This is a genomic window from Rothia halotolerans, from assembly GCF_004136635.1.
GTDB classification, from domain to species: Bacteria; Actinomycetota; Actinomycetes; order Actinomycetales; family Micrococcaceae; genus Rothia; species Rothia halotolerans.
Genome location: NZ_NOIU01000004.1, coordinates 38366 through 54160, shown reverse-complemented (window position 1 = coordinate 54160; position 15795 = coordinate 38366). Strand labels below are relative to the sequence as shown.

The 15795-nt window shown below is 72.7% G+C and carries 14 protein-coding genes; 6 read left to right on the top strand and 8 right to left on the bottom strand.

From position 1 onward, the window contains the following. Positions 1-87 precede the first annotated feature (87 nt). Positions 88-1092 (top strand): LacI family DNA-binding transcriptional regulator, encoded by a 1005-nt coding sequence (locus EWV39_RS11460; protein ID WP_129660268.1) that lies wholly within the window; start codon positions 88-90, stop codon positions 1090-1092. Positions 1093-1107: 15 nt separating this feature from the next. Here EWV39_RS11460 and EWV39_RS11455 read toward each other — a convergent pair whose 3' ends face one another. The 5 genes from EWV39_RS11455 to EWV39_RS11435 form a co-directional block, all read right to left on the bottom strand. Beyond that, positions 1108-2829: an ABC transporter permease subunit gene (locus tag EWV39_RS11455; RefSeq protein WP_129660265.1), complete on the bottom strand. Its 1722-nt coding sequence runs from the start codon at positions 2827-2829 to the stop codon at positions 1108-1110. 3 nt (positions 2830-2832) lie between these two features. Further along, positions 2833-4344, bottom strand: a complete 1512-nt coding sequence (locus tag EWV39_RS11450; RefSeq protein ID WP_129660262.1) for an ABC transporter substrate-binding protein — start codon at positions 4342-4344, stop codon at positions 2833-2835. Continuing rightward, positions 4341-5621, bottom strand: a complete 1281-nt coding sequence (locus EWV39_RS11445) for an MFS transporter (RefSeq protein WP_129660259.1) — start codon at positions 5619-5621, stop codon at positions 4341-4343. Before EWV39_RS11445 ends, EWV39_RS11450 begins: the two co-directional genes overlap by 4 nt. Next, positions 5614-7356, bottom strand: a complete 1743-nt coding sequence (locus tag EWV39_RS11440; protein WP_129660256.1) for an ABC transporter ATP-binding protein — start codon at positions 7354-7356, stop codon at positions 5614-5616. Before EWV39_RS11440 ends, EWV39_RS11445 begins: the two co-directional genes overlap by 8 nt. Before the next feature lie 320 nt (positions 7357-7676). Further along, positions 7677-8036 carry a universal stress protein gene (locus EWV39_RS11435; protein ID WP_129660253.1) on the bottom strand — a complete coding sequence of 120 codons (360 nt, stop codon included), beginning with the start codon at positions 8034-8036 and terminating at the stop codon, positions 7677-7679. A gap of 285 nt (positions 8037-8321) precedes the next feature. On the opposite strand from EWV39_RS11435, the gene EWV39_RS11430 reads away from it, so the two are divergent. Genes EWV39_RS11430 through EWV39_RS11420 form a run of 3 tightly spaced genes read left to right on the top strand, consistent with a single transcriptional unit; the run spans position 8322 to position 11411 of the window. Next, positions 8322-9356 carry a tripartite tricarboxylate transporter substrate binding protein gene (locus EWV39_RS11430; RefSeq protein ID WP_129660249.1) on the top strand — a complete coding sequence of 345 codons (1035 nt, stop codon included), beginning with the start codon at positions 8322-8324 and terminating at the stop codon, positions 9354-9356. Continuing rightward, entirely contained in the window at positions 9353-9904 is a 552-nt protein-coding gene (locus EWV39_RS11425) for a tripartite tricarboxylate transporter TctB family protein (RefSeq protein WP_238148317.1), read from the top strand. The genes EWV39_RS11430 and EWV39_RS11425 overlap by 4 nt, the downstream gene beginning before the upstream one ends. Position 9905: 1 nt before the next feature. Continuing rightward, complete coding sequence (locus EWV39_RS11420; protein ID WP_129660245.1) at positions 9906-11411, top strand: tripartite tricarboxylate transporter permease; 1506 nt, start codon at positions 9906-9908, stop codon at positions 11409-11411. 140 nt (positions 11412-11551) lie between these two features. On the opposite strand, the gene EWV39_RS11415 is transcribed toward EWV39_RS11420, so the two are convergent. The 3 genes from EWV39_RS11415 to EWV39_RS11405 form a co-directional block, all read right to left on the bottom strand. Next, positions 11552-11812 (bottom strand): Txe/YoeB family addiction module toxin, encoded by a 261-nt coding sequence (locus EWV39_RS11415; protein WP_129660242.1) that lies wholly within the window; start codon positions 11810-11812, stop codon positions 11552-11554. After that, positions 11809-12054: a type II toxin-antitoxin system Phd/YefM family antitoxin gene (locus EWV39_RS11410; RefSeq protein ID WP_129660239.1), complete on the bottom strand. Its 246-nt coding sequence runs from the start codon at positions 12052-12054 to the stop codon at positions 11809-11811. Before EWV39_RS11410 ends, EWV39_RS11415 begins: the two co-directional genes overlap by 4 nt. A gap of 88 nt (positions 12055-12142) precedes the next feature. Continuing rightward, positions 12143-13156 carry a LacI family DNA-binding transcriptional regulator gene (locus EWV39_RS11405; protein WP_129660235.1) on the bottom strand — a complete coding sequence of 338 codons (1014 nt, stop codon included), beginning with the start codon at positions 13154-13156 and terminating at the stop codon, positions 12143-12145. 146 nt (positions 13157-13302) lie between these two features. On the opposite strand from EWV39_RS11405, the gene EWV39_RS11400 reads away from it, so the two are divergent. Next, complete coding sequence (locus tag EWV39_RS11400) at positions 13303-14361, top strand: C45 family autoproteolytic acyltransferase/hydrolase (RefSeq protein WP_129660232.1); 1059 nt, start codon at positions 13303-13305, stop codon at positions 14359-14361. Between the two features lie 42 nt (positions 14362-14403). Further along, positions 14404-15705, top strand: coding sequence for an MFS transporter (locus EWV39_RS11395; RefSeq protein WP_238148316.1), 1302 nt, complete (start codon positions 14404-14406; stop codon positions 15703-15705). The last annotated feature ends 90 nt before the right edge of the window (positions 15706-15795 follow it).

Genomic DNA, 15795 nt, shown 5'->3' with positions numbered 1-15795 from the left:
GCGTCACTTCCGCCCCCTCCCGATACAGTGGTGCCAGCGCGCGGGCAGCCCGCGCCGTGCGTGCAGGACGGCCCGGAGGGACGGAAGATGAAGAAGAGGGCCACCCAGGCCGACGTCGCCCGCGAGGCAGGCCTCTCGGTGACCACGGTCAGCCTCGTCCTCAACGGGCGGCGGAACACCCGCATCTCCGAGGAGGCCGCGGAGCGGGTCCGCGAGGCGGCGGAGCGGCTGGACTACTCCCCCGATCCCACCGCCCGCAGCCTGCGCACCGGCAGGACCCGCTCGCTCGCCTTCGTCTCGGACGGCGTCACGGTCACCCGGTACGCCTCGGCCATGATCCGCGGCGCCCTCGACGCGGCGGAGGAGCGCGGGTACACGGTGCTCATGGCGGAGGTCGGCGAGCGCCCGGAGCGGCTCGAGAAGGTCGTGGCCTCGATGCTGGAGCGCCGCGTGGACGGCCTGCTCTTCGGCTTCATGAGCGCCCGGAAGGTGGGTCTGCCGGCGCTGCCGCGCGGCAAGCGGACCGTGCTGATCAACGGCGTCGCCGACGGGCTGCCCGCCATCCTCCCCGCCGAGCAGGATGCCGGGGAGGCTGCAGTGAACCGGCTGCTGGCGGCCGGGCACCGCCGCATCGCCTTCATCGGCCGCTCGGAGAGGGTCCTGGACCCTTACCTCTCCGCGACCATCCCCCAGCGCTACGCCGGGATCGACGCCGCGATGGCTGCCGCCGGTCTGGATTTCGCCGCGGAGGCCGAGGGCCACGAGTGGGAGCCGGAGCTGGGCTACCGCGGGACCCTGCGGATGCTCGACGACGCGGCGTCGTTCACCGCGATCCTGACGGCCAATGACAGGGTCGCCTTCGGCGCCTACCAGGCGCTTCAGGAGCGCGGCCTGCGCGTGCCCCACGACGTCGCCGTGATGTCCTTCGACGACGAGCAGCTCGCCACCTACCTGCACCCGCCGCTGACCACCATGCGGCTGCCCTACCGCGAGATGGGCGCGCTGGGTGCGCGCATGCTGCTGGACGAGGAGGCTCCCGCACCCGCCACGCTCGTCCCCATGCCGCTGGTGGAACGGGGCTCGGTGGCCTAGCGGGGCGTCCTGCGCCTACGCCCTGCGCGAGGAGAGCGAGACCGCCAGCACCGACAGCGCGATCAGCGCCAGCATCGGCGCCGCCGCGACCCACGGAGCGCGCTCGATGTAGTCGATGCCCTCGTTGAGCAGCAGCCCCCAGTCCGGCGTCGGCGGCTGCGGCCCCAGCCCCAGGAAGCCCAGCGCCGCCAGCGCCAGGGCCGTGCCGGGCAGGCGCAGCATGGCGTGCCGGAACACCGGCCCGGAGACCCCCGGCAGCAGCTTGGTCAGCACCAGCCGGGTCCGGGAGATCCCCAGCAGCGGCGCCATCCGCGAGTAGGCGGTCGCGTTGGCCTCCTCCACCAGCGACGCCGTGTGGGCCGCCAGGGGCGCCCAGGAGACGGCCAGCACCGCGATCACCGCGCCCTGCGCGCTCGGCCCCATCAGCGCAGCGACCACCATGCCCGCCAGGACGGGCGGCACCGCGTTGGCGGCCTCGAACGGCCCCGTGCTCAGCGCCGGGACGGTTCCGGCCAGCAGGCCGATCACCCAGCAAAACAGCACGCAGGCCAGCGCCAGCAGGATCGTGGCCAGCGCGCCGTGCCCCACCCGGGCCAGCACGTCACGCCCCGAGGCATCGGCCCCGAGCACGGCGACCCCCGAGGCGCCCTCGGTCCCCGGCGCCGCGAGCCGCGGCAGGCCGGTCCCGTAGGCGTCCAGCGGCACGCCGAGGACGATGACCCCCAGCAGCACGACGCCGCACGCGGCCGGCACGATCCACCAGCCGCGGCGCAGCACCGGCGCCCGCTGCCCCTCCGTCATCGCCTGGGCCGCCATCGCCGGCCCCAGCAGGCGGCGGCCCAGCAGCCGGCTCCCCGACCCGGCGAGCACGCCGATCGCGAGCAGGACGAGCACGCACGCCTGCAGCATCGGCAGGTCGCTGCTGGCCGCCGCGCCGAGGGCGGTGCGGCCCAGGCCCGGCACGGTGAAGATCTGCTCCACGGCGACGGCGCCGCCCGTCAGCCCGACCATCACCAGCCCGATCTGGGGCAGCACCGGAGGCACCGCCCGCCGCAGCGTCCCGCGCAGCACCTCCCCGCGGGTCCACCCGGACATGATCCAGGTCTGCACCCACGGCTCCCGGTAGGCGGAGGTGATCGCCTCGGCGAGCAGCCGCCCCAGCAGTCCGCCCGCCGGGAGCCCCATGGCCAGGGCGGGCAGCACGACGTTCGACGGCGTCCCCCACCCGTACGGCGGCAGCAGCCCGAGCCACACCGAGAGCACCACCAGCAGCACCGCGCCCAGCAGGAACTCCGGCAGCGCGGTCAGCGCCGCGCTCAGCGCCCCCGAGCCCGTGGCCGGCCGCCCGCGCATCCCGGCCCGGACCGGACCCAAACACACCAGCCCCGCGACGGCCAGGGCCACGAGGATCGCGACCCCCATCAGCAGCAGGGACACCCCGAGGGCCGAGAGCACCGAGGGACCCACCGGCGCCCCGGAGACCCAGGAGGTCCCGAGGTCCCCGTGCAGCAGGCGGCCGAACCACAGGCCCAGGGTCTGCCACGCGGTCTCGCCGAGGCCGAGGCCCCGGCGGACGGCGTCGAGAGCCTCCTGGGTCATCAGCTGCTCGGCGGAGCGGGCGCGCAGCACCGCGGCGGCGGGGTCCTGGCCGGAGAGGAACGGCAGCATGCCGACGAAGCAGACCACCGCGGCAGCCGTCACCAGCCGCGAGGCGGCGGGGATGAGGGCACGGAGCATCGATCAGCTCCCGATCTCGGTGCGGGAGTCCACCAGGGCGCGCTCGCGGGGGTCGCGCAGGGCCCCGCTGAGGTTCTCCGCCTCGCCCTGGATCACGCGCTCGTGCAGCAGCGGGATCGCGGCGTCGGTCTCGAGGATCACGCGCTCGGCGGCCATGATCGCCCGGCGCCGTTCCTCGCCCACCGGGGCCGCCGATGCCGCCTTCAGCGCCTCGTCCACGGCCGGGTCGTCGATCTGGGAGAGGTTGAAGGACCCCGCCGAGCCGAAGTCGGAGACCATGTAGGCGACCGGGTCGCCGGAGTCGAGGATCGTGGCGCGGGAGAGGATGAAGATGTCGAAGGCGCCGTCGAGCGCATCCTGCTCGATGTTGGCGTACTCCCGGACGTCCTGCTCCACCTCGAAGCCGCGCTGCTCGAGCGCGGCCTCCAGCGCGACCGCCACCTCGGGCAGCTCCGAGCGGTCGGTGAAGGTGCCGATGGTGACCTTCTGGCCCGAGGGCGTCCCCGCCGGCCGGTACCTGGGCTCCTCGCGCAGCTCGGCGGCCCAGGGGACGGCCGGGCCCAGCAGGCCCGAGGCGGCGTCGGCGTGGCCCTCGTAGACGCTCTCCACCAGCCCCTCCCGGTCCACGGCCTCGCGCACCACCGCGCGCATCGCCGGGTCGGAGAAGGTCGGGGAGGTGACGTTGAGGTAGAGGGTGTTGGTGCGCGGCATGGGCACCTCGTGGACGAGCTCCTCGTCCAGCAGCGCGACCTGGGAGACGGGGATCGCCTCGACCAGCTGCGCCTCGCCGGTGCGCAGCGCGGCCCCGCGGGCGGTGCCGTCCGGCACGAAGCTCACGTCGATGCCCGCCGACGCCGCGCGGTCGCCCCAGTAGTCCTCGTAGCGCTCCAGCGTGGCCGCGGTGGTCCCGTCCACCTCGGTGAGCTCGAAGGCGCCGGTGCCGCGGCCGACCGGGCTCACGGTCGGCCCGGCGTAGGCCTCGGGGCTGAGGATGACCAGCTGCGGGCTGGAGAGCCGGCCGGGGACCAGGGGGTCCTCCTCGGCGGTCCGCACCTGCACGGTGCGGGAGTCCACCTCCTCGACCTCCATCTCGACGCCGTCCAGGATCCGGGGCTTCGGGGAGGCGTCGATCGCCGCCCGCAGGGCGGTGACCACCGCGGCGGCGTCGAGCGCGGCGCCGTCGTGGAAGGTGACGTCCTCCCGGATGGTGAAGCGCCAGGTCCGGCCGTCCGTCTGCTCCCAGGAGGTGGCCAGCAGGGGCTCGGGGTCGCCGTTCTCGTCCAGCAGGATCAGCGGCTCGGCCGTGGACCAGCGCGAGAGCTTGAAGGCATCGTCGCTGAAGGGGGACAGGGCGCTGCGCGGCGGCTGGAGCATGGCGAGCTTGATGCGCCCCGAGGCGTCCGAGGAGGCCGTCTGCGAGCCTCCGGCGCAGGCGCTGAGCCCCACCAGGAGCGGGGCGCCGGCCACGGCGGCGAGGAGGGTGCGGCGTTTGAGGACGTGCTGCTGAGGTTTCATGGGTTTTCCTTTCGGGAGGCGGCGCCGGCCCGCCGGGGCCCGGCGTGCGCGCGGTGATGGTGGTCGGTGCGGAGCAGGAGGCGCAGGCCCAGGGCGCAGCAGGCGGGGACGGCCGCGAGCACGGCCCAACCCGGCGCCGGGACGCCGTGCTCGGCAGGGGTGAGGAGGGGTCCGATGAGGGCGTTGCCGGCCAGCACCGCCGCGCCGCCGCAGGTGGCCAGCAGGCCGTGGTAGGCGCCGGGCGGGTCGGTGCCGGCGAGCTCCGCCACGGCCGCGAGCGCAGTGGGCACCGCGACCATGTGGCCCGCGGCGAGCACCACGGCGGCCGCCACGACCGCCGCGGCCGGGGGTGCCCCGAGCTCCCGGCCGAGCGGGACGACCCCCATGGAGGCCGCCATGACGAGGAAGCCGAGCGGGATCGCCGTCCCGAGCGGGCTCTCCCCGATCCAGCGCGTCACGGGGATCTGGAGGACGGCGACGACGAGCGAGGCCAGGGCGAACATCAGGGCCGTGACGGCGACGGCGTCGGGATGCGCGGAGAGCTCCAGCGGCATCGCGAAGTAGAGCTGGTTCCAGGTGAACAGGCAGCCGGAGTACAGCGCCGCGAAGGCGAGGAACCGCCGGTTGGCCAGCGCGAGGCGCCAGCTCCCGGCGACGCGGGGCTGCGCCGGCGCGTGGCGGGGCATCGCGAGGCCCAGGAGGAGGCCGAGCGCCAGGAACAGCCCGGCGCTGATCAGGCAGACGGCCAGGAAGGAGACTCCCAACAGCAGCCCGCCCAGGGCCGGCCCCACCAGGGCGCCGGTCTCCCCGACGGCGGCGAAGCGGGCGAACCACGCGCGCCGCCCCACCCCGCTCTCCTCCTCGCCGGCCACGCGGGTCAGCGTGGACTCGAAGGCCGGGGAGAACAGGGCGCCGCCGAGCCCGGTGAGGGCCGCCGCGACGAGCACCGCGGGGTAGTTGGTCCCCACCCCGAGCAGGACGAACCCGAGCACGCGTAGGGCGCACCCGGCGAGGCCCAGCGCGCGGGGGCCGAAGCGGTCCGCGAGCGTGCCCCCGACCACGAACAGTCCCTGCTGGGCCGCGGTCCTGACCCCCAGCACGACGCCGACCAGCGCCGCCGAGAGCCCCATCCCGCCCGCCAGATGGTCCGTCAGGAAGGGCACGACGGCGTAGAACCCCAGGTTCGCCACGGCCTGGGAGGCGACGACGGTCCAGCCGCGGGCGCGGGGCGTCCTCGCGAGGGCCCGGCGGCGCGGGGGCAGGAGGGTGTTAGACACGGGAGGCCCCGTCGTCGTGGGCGGTGACCAGCAGCCGGGTGCCGGCCTCGGAGGCCGGGCTGCGGAACAGCTCCAGGACGGGGCGGTCCTCGACGATCCGGCCGCCGTCGACGACGACCGCGCGGTCGCACAGGGCGAGCACCGACTCGAGGTCGTGGGAGACCATCAGGAGGCCGGTCCGGCGGTCCTCGTCCGCGGCGTCGCCGAGCACGGAGCGGAGCAGGTCGATGGTGCGCTGCCGCAGGGCGGGGTCGAGGCCGCTGAGCGGCTCGTCGGCGATCAGCAGGCGGGGAGCGGTCGCCAGTGCGCGGGCGATCGCGACGCGCTGGCACTGCCCGCCGGAAAGCTGGCGGGGGCGGTGGGACCAGCGGCCGGCGTCGAGCCCGACGCGCTCCAGCAGAGTCTCGGCCCGCGAGCGGGCGTCCCTGCCGCGCGGACGGGGACCGGCCGCGGAGTGCGCGCCGGGGCCGGCAGCGGCGTCAGCGGGGCAGGCTTCCGCCCTCGTGCCTCCGCCGGCGGGCTCGAGGCGCAGCAGCGGCTCCATGACCTGCGCGAGCGCCCCGGCGCGGGGGTCCAGGCTGCCCCGGGCGTCCTGCGGGATGAACTGCACCTCGCGGCGGAAGCGCAGCAGGGACTCGCGGTCCAGGGCTCCCACGGCCCGGCCGCGGTACTCCACCGAGCCCTCGGCGGGGGCCAGCAGGCCGAGCAGCGCGCTGATGAGCGTGGTCTTACCCGAGCCGGAGTTCCCGACGACGCCGATGCTCTCCCCCGGGCCGATCCGCAGGTCGGCTCCGGTCAGGGCCGGACGGGGCGCCCTCCCGCGCGTCCGGCGGCAGAACGGGCCCGCACCCCGTGCCGCGGGGTAGGCCACCGTCAGGTCCCGGGCCTCGAGGATGGGCGCTGCGGAGGGGCCCGCGGCCGCGGCGGGCCGGGCGGGCCCCCCGGGCTGGGCGGGACCTCCGAGGCGCGCGGTGGCGCCGGGCCGGGCCGCGTCTCCGGGCCGGGCCGTGGGGGCGGTCCGCAGCACGGCGTCGCCCTCCTCGCCCCAGCCCGTCGCCACGATGCGTCCGCCCTCCAGCCGGAGCCGGTCCGCCCCGAGGGCCCGGGCCGCGGCGGCGTCGTGCGTGATGAACAGCAGCGCCGAGGAGGCGGGCAGCAGCCGGTCGAGCAGGCCGAGCACCTGATCCTGGGTGACGGCGTCGAGCGCGGTGGTGGGCTCGTCGGCGATCAGGAGGTCCGGGCGCCTGGCCAGGGCGAGGCCGAGGCAGATCCGCTGCCGCTGACCGCCGGAGAGCTCGTGGGGATAGGCGCGGTGGATCCGGCGCGGGTCCTCGAAGGCGAGATCGCCGAGCAGGGTGAGCGCCTCCCCGCTGGCGACGCCGCCCGGGGGCCTCCCGAGGGCGCGCTCCAGGTGGGCGCCCACCCGCACCGCCGGGTTGAGGCTGCGCGTCGGGTCCTGGCTGACCAGCGCCACCCGGGGCAGGTCCGGCAGGCGCGCGCCCCGCTGGGCCAGCGGAACTCCCGTCACCGGGGTCCCGTCCAGCAGGACCTCCCCCGTCAGGACCAGGTTCTCGGCCGTGGTCCCCAGGATCGCCGAGGCGGTGAGGCTCTTCCCCGAGCCGGAGGGGCCGAGCAGCGCGCAGCGCCGGCCGCGCTCCAGGGCGAATCCGAGGGGTCCGAGCAGCCGCTCCCTTCCCGCGGCCGCGGTCAGGGCGCGCACGTCGAGCAGGGCCATGGGTCTTCCTCCTGGGGCCGGGCGGTCACGGGGACCGGGCGGGGCGAGCTTCAGGATGGAAGATTATGATTAGTGGGAATCATTATCAATTAAGGAACGGCGCAACTGTCCCTCCTTGCGGAGAACGAGCCCGTCGCACGGAATCCCCGACGTCGGCGTCGTGGAGATCCTCTTCGAGATGTTCGAGGAATTCCCCTGATGGGAGAATGTGCATTACTTCGCTAAGTAAATTCCGGAGGATTCGAGAATTCGACAAAGATGCCGGGTCCGACATTCTCGGACCCGGCATCTTCATGCGAACATCAGGGATCGACGGAGGGCTACCCCTCACCCTGGGCAGGCTTGACGGTGATGACCGGCACGCCGGACTCGAGGATGATCTGCTGGGCGGAGGAGCCGAGGAACATCTTGCCCACGGGGCTGCGCCGTCTCACCCCCACCACCACGACCTCGATGTCGCCGCGGGTGGTCATGTCGATCAGGTCCCCCACCGCGTCCTTGCTGCGCTCGTCCGGCGTCTGGACCGAGACGCGGTCGTAGCCGAACTGGGCCGGGTCCGGCGAGGAGCCGTCCACGGGGAACACCAGCAGGTCGGCGTCGCGCCGTTTGGCCTCCTCGACCGCGTAGTCCCGGGCGGCGTGCCCCGCGGGACTCTCGGCACTGGCAAGAACGATGGTCATAGTGCGGCTCTCTCCTCGGATGTCTCGGGAATCTCGATCGGTCCGGACGGCGGACGCGGACCGGGAAGATAGTGAGCTGAACTCCCCGTCCCCGGCCGAGTTCGAATTGCCCGGATCTTCAGTGTATGGTGAATCACATTCCAAAGTCGAGCAAGACGACTCGGCACCAGTCGGCGCGGCCCCACCCACGGATCGCGCCGGAACGGTACTGGCCGCGTCCTCGGCATGACTTGAGCGACCGCAGCCTCCGCATCACCCAACGACGCAGTTGATCGAGGAGACCAGTTGGCCGACACGAGCCAGCCCGCCCCATCGGGCCCCCACCACAGACAGCCGCCCAGCCGCCGGCAGTTCATCCTCCGCGGAGTCGGCGGCGTCATCGCCGTCGCCGCCATCGGCACGGCGGCCACGGCGTCGATCGCCTCCGCCTCCGGCGGCAGCGACCTCCGCTCGTCCCTGACCCTCATCGCCCCGGCGGCCGCCGGCGGCGGCTGGGACACCGTGGCCCGCGAGATGCAGCAGGCCCAGCGGGCCAACGGCATCGTCAACAACACGCAGGTGGTCAACATGCCCGGCGCGGGCGGGACCATCGCGCTGAACAACCTCTCCGTCCTCGACGGCGAGGCGAATAACCTCATGGTCGGCGGCACCGGCCAGCTCGCCGGCAGCATCCAGTACGACTCCGCGACCACCTACGCCGACGTCAATCCCCTGGCCCTCACCGTCGAGGAGTACAGCGTGATCGTGGTCCCGGGCGACTCGCCCTACCAGACCATCGACGACCTCATGAACGCCTGGCGCGAGAACCCGGGCTCGATCCCGTGGAGCGGCGGCGGCTCCTTCGACCAGCTCGTCGTCGCCGAGATGGCGCTGGCCGTGGGCCTCAACCCCCAGGACATGATCTACGTGCCCTCCGACGGCGGCGGCGAGACCACGCAGGCCCTGCTGAACGGCACCGCCGCGGCGGCCGCGAGCGGCTACCCCGACTCGGTCGACCAGATCGAGTCCGGCCGCCTCAGGGCCCTGGCCCTGGTGGCCCCGGAGCCCGTCGAGGCGATCGACATCCCGACCACGGTCGAGCAGGGCTACGACGTCACGCTGACCAACTGGCGCCTCATGGTCGCCCCCGGCGGGATCACCGACGAGGAGAAGGCGGGGCTCGAGGACATCATCCGCGAGACCATCGAGACCCCCGAGTGGCAGGACGCCATCGAGCGCTACACCTGGAACGAGAACATCAAGTTCGGCGACGAGTTGCACGAGTTCCTCGAGAGCGAGCGCGTGCGCATCGAGGGCCTCTACGAGGAGTTGGGACTGTGACACAGCAATCCGTGCAGCCCGGGCAGGCCTCCGCGGCCGACCCGCAGCGCCCCACCCCCCGTACCGGCGGGCTGCTCCTCAAGGAGCTCACCATGCCGATCGTGCTGGCGGCCTTCGCGACGTATCTCCTGGTCAATATGCTCGTGATGGACGTCCCCGACTCGGTGGACTTCCCCGGGCCGCGATTCTTCCCCGCCATCGTCACCGGAGTGATCTACCTCCTAGTGATCCTCCAGGTCATCGCGTCCGTCCGGCACTGGAGTGCCGGCAACCTGACGGTCGAGGGCGAGGACGCCGCCGTCCGCTTCTCCTGGAGCTCCCTGCTCTGGGTCGTGGGCGGCTTCCTCGGCTTCTCGCTGCTGCTGGAGTTCCTCGGCTGGATCATCGCCGCCGGGCTGCTCTTCTGGTGCGTGGCGCAGGGCTTCGGCTCCAAGAAGCCGATCGCCTCGCTGATCACCGGGCTCACGGTGAGCTCGATCGCCTACATCGCATTCGACATGGCCCTGGGGCTCTCGCTGCCCTCCGGCATCCTGGGAGGTGGCTTCTAACATGGATACCCTATCCCTGCTCGCCGACGGCTTCGCCGGCGCTCTGACCTGGCAGAACCTGTTCTGGGTGGTGCTGGGCTGCCTCCTCGGCACCGCCGTGGGCGTCATGCCGGGCCTCGGCTCCTCCATGGCCGTGGCCCTGCTCCTGCCCGTGACCTTCGCCCTCGAGCCCACCGCGGCGTTCATCATGTTCTCGGGCGTCTACTTCGGCGGCCTGTTCGGCGACTCGACCATGGGCATCCTGATGAACACCCCGGGGCAGGCATCCGCCATCGCCTCCACGTTCGAGGGGCACAAGATGGCGCTCTCCGGGAGAGCTCCGCAGGCCCTGGCGACCGCGGCCATCGGCGCCTTCGTCGGCGGCTTCATCGCCTCGATCGTGGTCGTCTTCCTCGCCCCCTGGCTGGCCGACTTCTCCTCCAACTTCGGGCCCGCCGAGTTCTTCGCCCTGGCGCTGTTCGCGTTCATCGCGACGTCGTCGGTGGTCACCGACTCCGCGGTCAAGGGGCTGCTGTCCCTGGCCGTGGGCCTCGGCATCGCGGTCGTCGGCATCGACTCGGTGACCGGCATCCCCCGCTTCACCATGGACTCCCCGCTGCTCTTCGACGGCATCTCCCTGGTCACCGTGACCGTGGCGATCCTGGCGCTGGGCGAGGTCATCTACTTCGCGGTCATCGCCCGCTTCAAGAAGGAGGGGCAGCTGCTGAAGTCCAAGGGCCGGCCGTGGCTGTCCCGCAAGGAGATGCGGGAGGCCGCCCCCGCGTGGGCGCGCGGCACCGCGATCGGGCTGCCCTTCGGCGTCGTGCCCGCGGGCGGCTCCGAGATCCCGACGTTCCTGGCCTACGGCGCGGAACGCAAGCTGGACCGGCGCCGCAAGGAGCCGCAGTTCGGCAAGGGCGCGATCCGGGGCCTGGCCGCCCCGGAGGCCGCCGGCAACTCGACCACCGGCATGGCGATGGGCGCCCTGCTGGCGCTGGGCCTGCCGATCTCGGCGACCGCCGCGATCATGCTGGCCGCCTTCCGCCAGTACGGGCTCCAGCCCGGGCCGCTGCTCTTCGAGCGGGCCCCGGACCTGGTGTGGGCGCTGCTGGCCAGCTTCTTCATCGCCATGGTCGTGCTACTGATCATCAACCTCCCGTTCGCGATGGTGTGGGCCAAGCTGCTACTCATCCCGCGGCCGTACCTCTACGCGGGCATCACGGTCTTCTGCGGGCTCGGCATCTACGCGACGTCGGGCTCCACCTTCGACCTGCTGGTGCTGCTGGGCGTGGGCGTCCTCGGCTTCCTGATGCGGGTCCACGACTACCCGCTCGCGCCGCTGATCATCGGCATGGTGCTCGGGCCGCTGGCCGAGACCAGCCTGCGCGACGCGCTGATCAGCGCCGACGGCAACGCCTCGGTGCTGGTCCAGGGACCGATCGTGCTGACCCTCTACGGTCTGCTGGTGGTCACGCTGCTGCTGGCGATCCGCAACAAGGTGGTGAGTCGGACCAAGAAGGACGTGTGATCCTTCCTGGCCGCACGCTGCGCCGGCGCCCCCGCCCCGTCCTCCTTGTGAGGCCCGGGCGGGGGCGCCGTGTCATGTGACGGGGTGCGCAGGAAGGCACTCAGGATCCGGGCGCCCCTGCCGGGAACGTTCCAGAGGGCTCACTCCGAGTAATGGAACCTCGCCTGCAGGACGATCAAGTCCTCCTCCTCGACGAGGTACACCAGGCGGTGCTCCTGCGTGATCCGCCGCGACCAGGCCCCGGCGAAGAGATGCCGCAAGGGCTCCGGCTTCCCGATGCCCTCGAAAGGATCCTTCAGAGCTGCGTCGATCAGGCGGTTGATGCGCTTGAGGTTCTGCCGGTCGGCGGAGAGCCAGTAGGTGTAGTCCTCCCAACCGTGCGGGGTGAAGACCAGCCTCACCGGATCAGCCCGTGCTCGCTCGCCTCCCCGCTGCGAGCCTGCGCCAGGCTCTCCAGGAGTCGTCGGGCATTGGCCGGGACGCGGAGCAGGTAGGCCGTCTCCTCGAGCGCCTCGTACTCGGCGCGGGACATCAGCACGGCATCGCCGGCTCGCGAGGTGATCTCCACCGGGGCGTTGTCATCGTTGACCTGCTGGATGAGCGGGAACAGATTCTTCCGGGCCTCGCTGGCGGTCATGGACATGAAAAGCACCTCCTGAATGGTACGAAAAATGGTACCACTCGGGAGGGGTAAGAGGTAAGGGCTCTCACGATCAGCCAGCGCGGACGTCTTACGGAAGGGGCGACGTCGAGCCCCGGACCTCCAGCTCCACGGGCAGCAGCACCGGCCCGGGGGCCTCCTCTCCGGCGAGGACCGCATCGAGCATCGCCACTCCGCGCCGAACCTCCTCCGCGATCGAGCTGCGCATCGCGGTGATGGGCGGGCGCCCGCCGCGGGACTGCTCGGAGTCGGACATCGTGGCGATCAGGACGCGCCGGCACCCGGCCTCGTGCAGCCCGGCCTGCACTCCGGCCGCATGCCGCCCGGTCATGCAGACCACCGCATCCGGCAGCTCCTCCCCATCCTCGACCCACGAGCCTGCCAGCTCCCGGCCGCCCTGCACCCCGCTGTCCTCGGCGAGGCGCACGACCCGGCCGGAGAGACCCCGCTCGGCGCACCAGGCCCGGAACGCTTCGGCGCTGTCGGCGTTCCACGCGTTCTCGTCCGTCCCCTCGACCAGCAGGAGGGCGCCGGCCCCGGACTCGGCCAGGTGGTCCAGCATCATGCGCATGGCCGCGGCGTCGTCCGCCGAGACCCAGCGCGTCCGCTCGGGACGGCCGAAGTCGCGGCCGAGCATCACGTAGGGCAGCTCGCGCCGCTCGAGCTCGGCGAGGACGGCGTCGTCCCGGAAGGGGTTGACCACGAGGTAGCCGTCCATCGAGTACGCCAGCGGCGGCATGGGACGGCGGGTGAGGTCGTGCAGCAGGGTCAGGCTCATGCCGTGCTCCAGCACCTCGATGCCGGCGTATCCGGCCAGCCGGGAGAAGAGATCCACGCCCTCCGGATTGTAGTGCGAGAGCGAGTCCAGCGGGCGGAAGACCAGGCCCAGGATGCCCATCCGGGAGCGGGTCATCCCGCGGGCCAGAGCGTCGGCCTCGTATCCCATCTCGGCCGCGATCCCGACGATCCGCTCCCGCGTCGCCGCGGAGAGGGTGCCCTTTCCGTTGAGGGCCTGGGAGACCGCCGCGATGGAGACCCCCGCCCGGGCCGCGACGTCCCTGATCGTCAGACCGCGATGGCGCACCGCCGCCCCCTTTCCCGAATTTGTCACATCCTACGTCCCAGAGCATTGTATAAAACGTTTAACCTCTCTATCGTCACACGCAACGATATGTTCCGGGTCACATCCTCCCTTCCCCGGAACCCCGCTTCCCCGACAGATGGAGACCCATGCGCCTGCACGTCCATCAGACCGCCAGCACCGACCCTCGCGCCCGCGGAGCGGCGCTGGGCGCCGAGTTCGCCGCCCCGATCCGCCGGGTCAGCGAGCTCTACGCCGCCCACTTCGAACTGATGGGAGTGCCCTCTCCGCGCGTGGCGGAGGTCGCCGAGCGGAGCCACCGGGCGCTGGAGCGGTGGGCGCCCCACCTCGCCGCCGAGGTCGAGGCCATGGCCGAGGGAGCGGGACTGGAGCTCCACGAGGTCGCCCGCCTCAACGGCCGCACCGAGATCATGGCCCTGGTCCCGCCCACCCCGGAGGGCGAGTGCTCGACGCTGGTCCGCACCCCGCGCAGCGGCGCCCCCGAGACCCTGCAGACCTGGGACTGGCACGCCCACCTCGCCCCGGAGGGCCTGCTCCTGGCTGGGCGCGGTCCCACCGGACTGCGCTACAAGCTGTTCACCGAGTTCGGCGTCCTGGGCAAGATCGGGCTCAACGAGGCGGGCCTCGGCGTCCACTTCAACATCCTCAACCATGCCGAGGACGGGGCCGGCGACGGCGTCCCGGTGCACGCCGTCGCCCGCCGCGTGATCGAGGAGGCGCGCGACGTCGAGGAGGCCATCGAGATCGCCTCCTCCGCCCGCGTCAGCGCCTCCACGGTCCTGACCGTGGCGGAGCGCGGGCGGGCCGTGAGCATAGAGCTCTCCCCGGCCGGCACCGCCCTCGTCCAACCCGACGAGGACGGCTGGATCCTGCACACCAACCACTTCCTCGACCCGCGCCTGGCCGAAGGGGACACGATCCCCAAGGTGGAGTCGACGACCGAGATCCGGCACGACTTCCTGAGCGAGCGGCGCGAGCGCCTCGGCGGACTCACCCCGGACCAGCGCTGCGCGACGGTGGCCGAGGACGGCGCCTCCCCGGTCATCATGTGCTCCGACCCCTCCCTGCCCGCCACGGAGCGGTGGGACTCGCTGCTCACCGTGGCCCTCGACCTCGAGGGCTTCTCCTTCCTCCACCATGCGGGGACCCCTCGGGAAGCGGCCGTCCACGGCCTGCGTCCCTTCTGACCATCCCGGCCCTGCGCCCCTCTCCCCCAGCAAGGAACTCGCGTGTCCATCATCGACAAGACCCCGGTGCGGCGTCCCTCTGCCCGCTCGACCTTCGCCGTCTCCGGCTTCGGCACGGCCATGGAGTACTACGACTTCTCCATCTACGGCCACGCCGCGGCCCTGGTCTTCCCGGTCGTGTTCTTCCCCGACCTCGACCCCCTGACCGGGACCCTCGTCGCCTTCCTGACCTTCGGGGCGGGCTTCCTCTCCCGGCCGCTGGGCGGGCTGATCGTGGGCCACTTCGGGGACAAGCTCGGGCGGAGGCCCATGCTCATCATGACCCTCACGACCATGGGCGTGTGCACCGTGCTCATCGGGTGCCTGCCGACGTCGTCGACGATCGGGGCCGCCGCGCCGATCCTGCTGGTCCTGCTCCGGATCGTGCAGGGGATGGCCGCAGGGGGTGAATGGGGCGGCGCCGCGCTGTTCGGCATGGAGAACGCGCCCGAGGGCCGGCGCGGCCTCTGGGGCAGCTTCACCAGCGTCGGCATCAGCCTCGGGACCCTGCTCGGCGTCGTCGTCTTCACCGTGCTCAGCGCGGTGGCCGGGGACGCCCTGATCGGCGGGGCCTGGCGCATCGCCTTCTGGCTCGGCGGCGCGCTGGTGATCCTCGGCCTGGTCATGCGCCTGCGGATGCCCCAGGAGGAGACGCCGGCGGCGGCCGAGGAGGCTCCCAAGCTGCCCATCCTCGATGCGCTGAGGGCGCGGCCGCGCGCATTCCTCTGCGCCGTGGGCGTCTCCTTCGGGTACATCACCCTGGCCTACGTGACCTCGACCTTCATGCTCACCTACATGACCTCGATCGGGTACGGCGAGTTCGACAACCTGATGATCAGCCTGGTCGGCGCGGTCGCGCTGCTCTTCGGGGCGCCCCTGTTCGCGGCGCTCTCGGACCGCTGGGGCCGCAGGCCGGTGCTGATCGTCGGCTCGCTGCTCATCGCGCTGGGCTACTGGGCCTACTTCGTGGTGGTCGGGACGCACAGCCTGCCGGGAGCCTACGCGGTCACCATCATCACCGGCGTGCTGGTGGGCAGCACCCAGGGCCCCATCCCCGCCTTCCTGGGGGAGCAATTCCCCCGGGCGAGCCGCTACTCGGCGATCTCCGGCACCTACCAGATCGGCGCCGCCCTGGGCGGGGCCTCAGCGGCGAGCGTGGCCACCTGGCTGCTCATCGCCTTCGACGGGCACTGGGCCGGCGTCATGCTCTACCTCGTGGCGGCGCTCGCGCTGCTGGCCCTGTGCACCGCCGGGATGCGCGAGACCGCCCGCGTTCCCCTCGAGGAGCTGGACGAGCGGCCCTGAAGCACCCGGCGCCCGCCGGACCCCACCAGAAGGTCCAGGACATCTCCTCAGGAGGTGGAGATGTCCTGGATCGCCTCCACCCCATGAGGA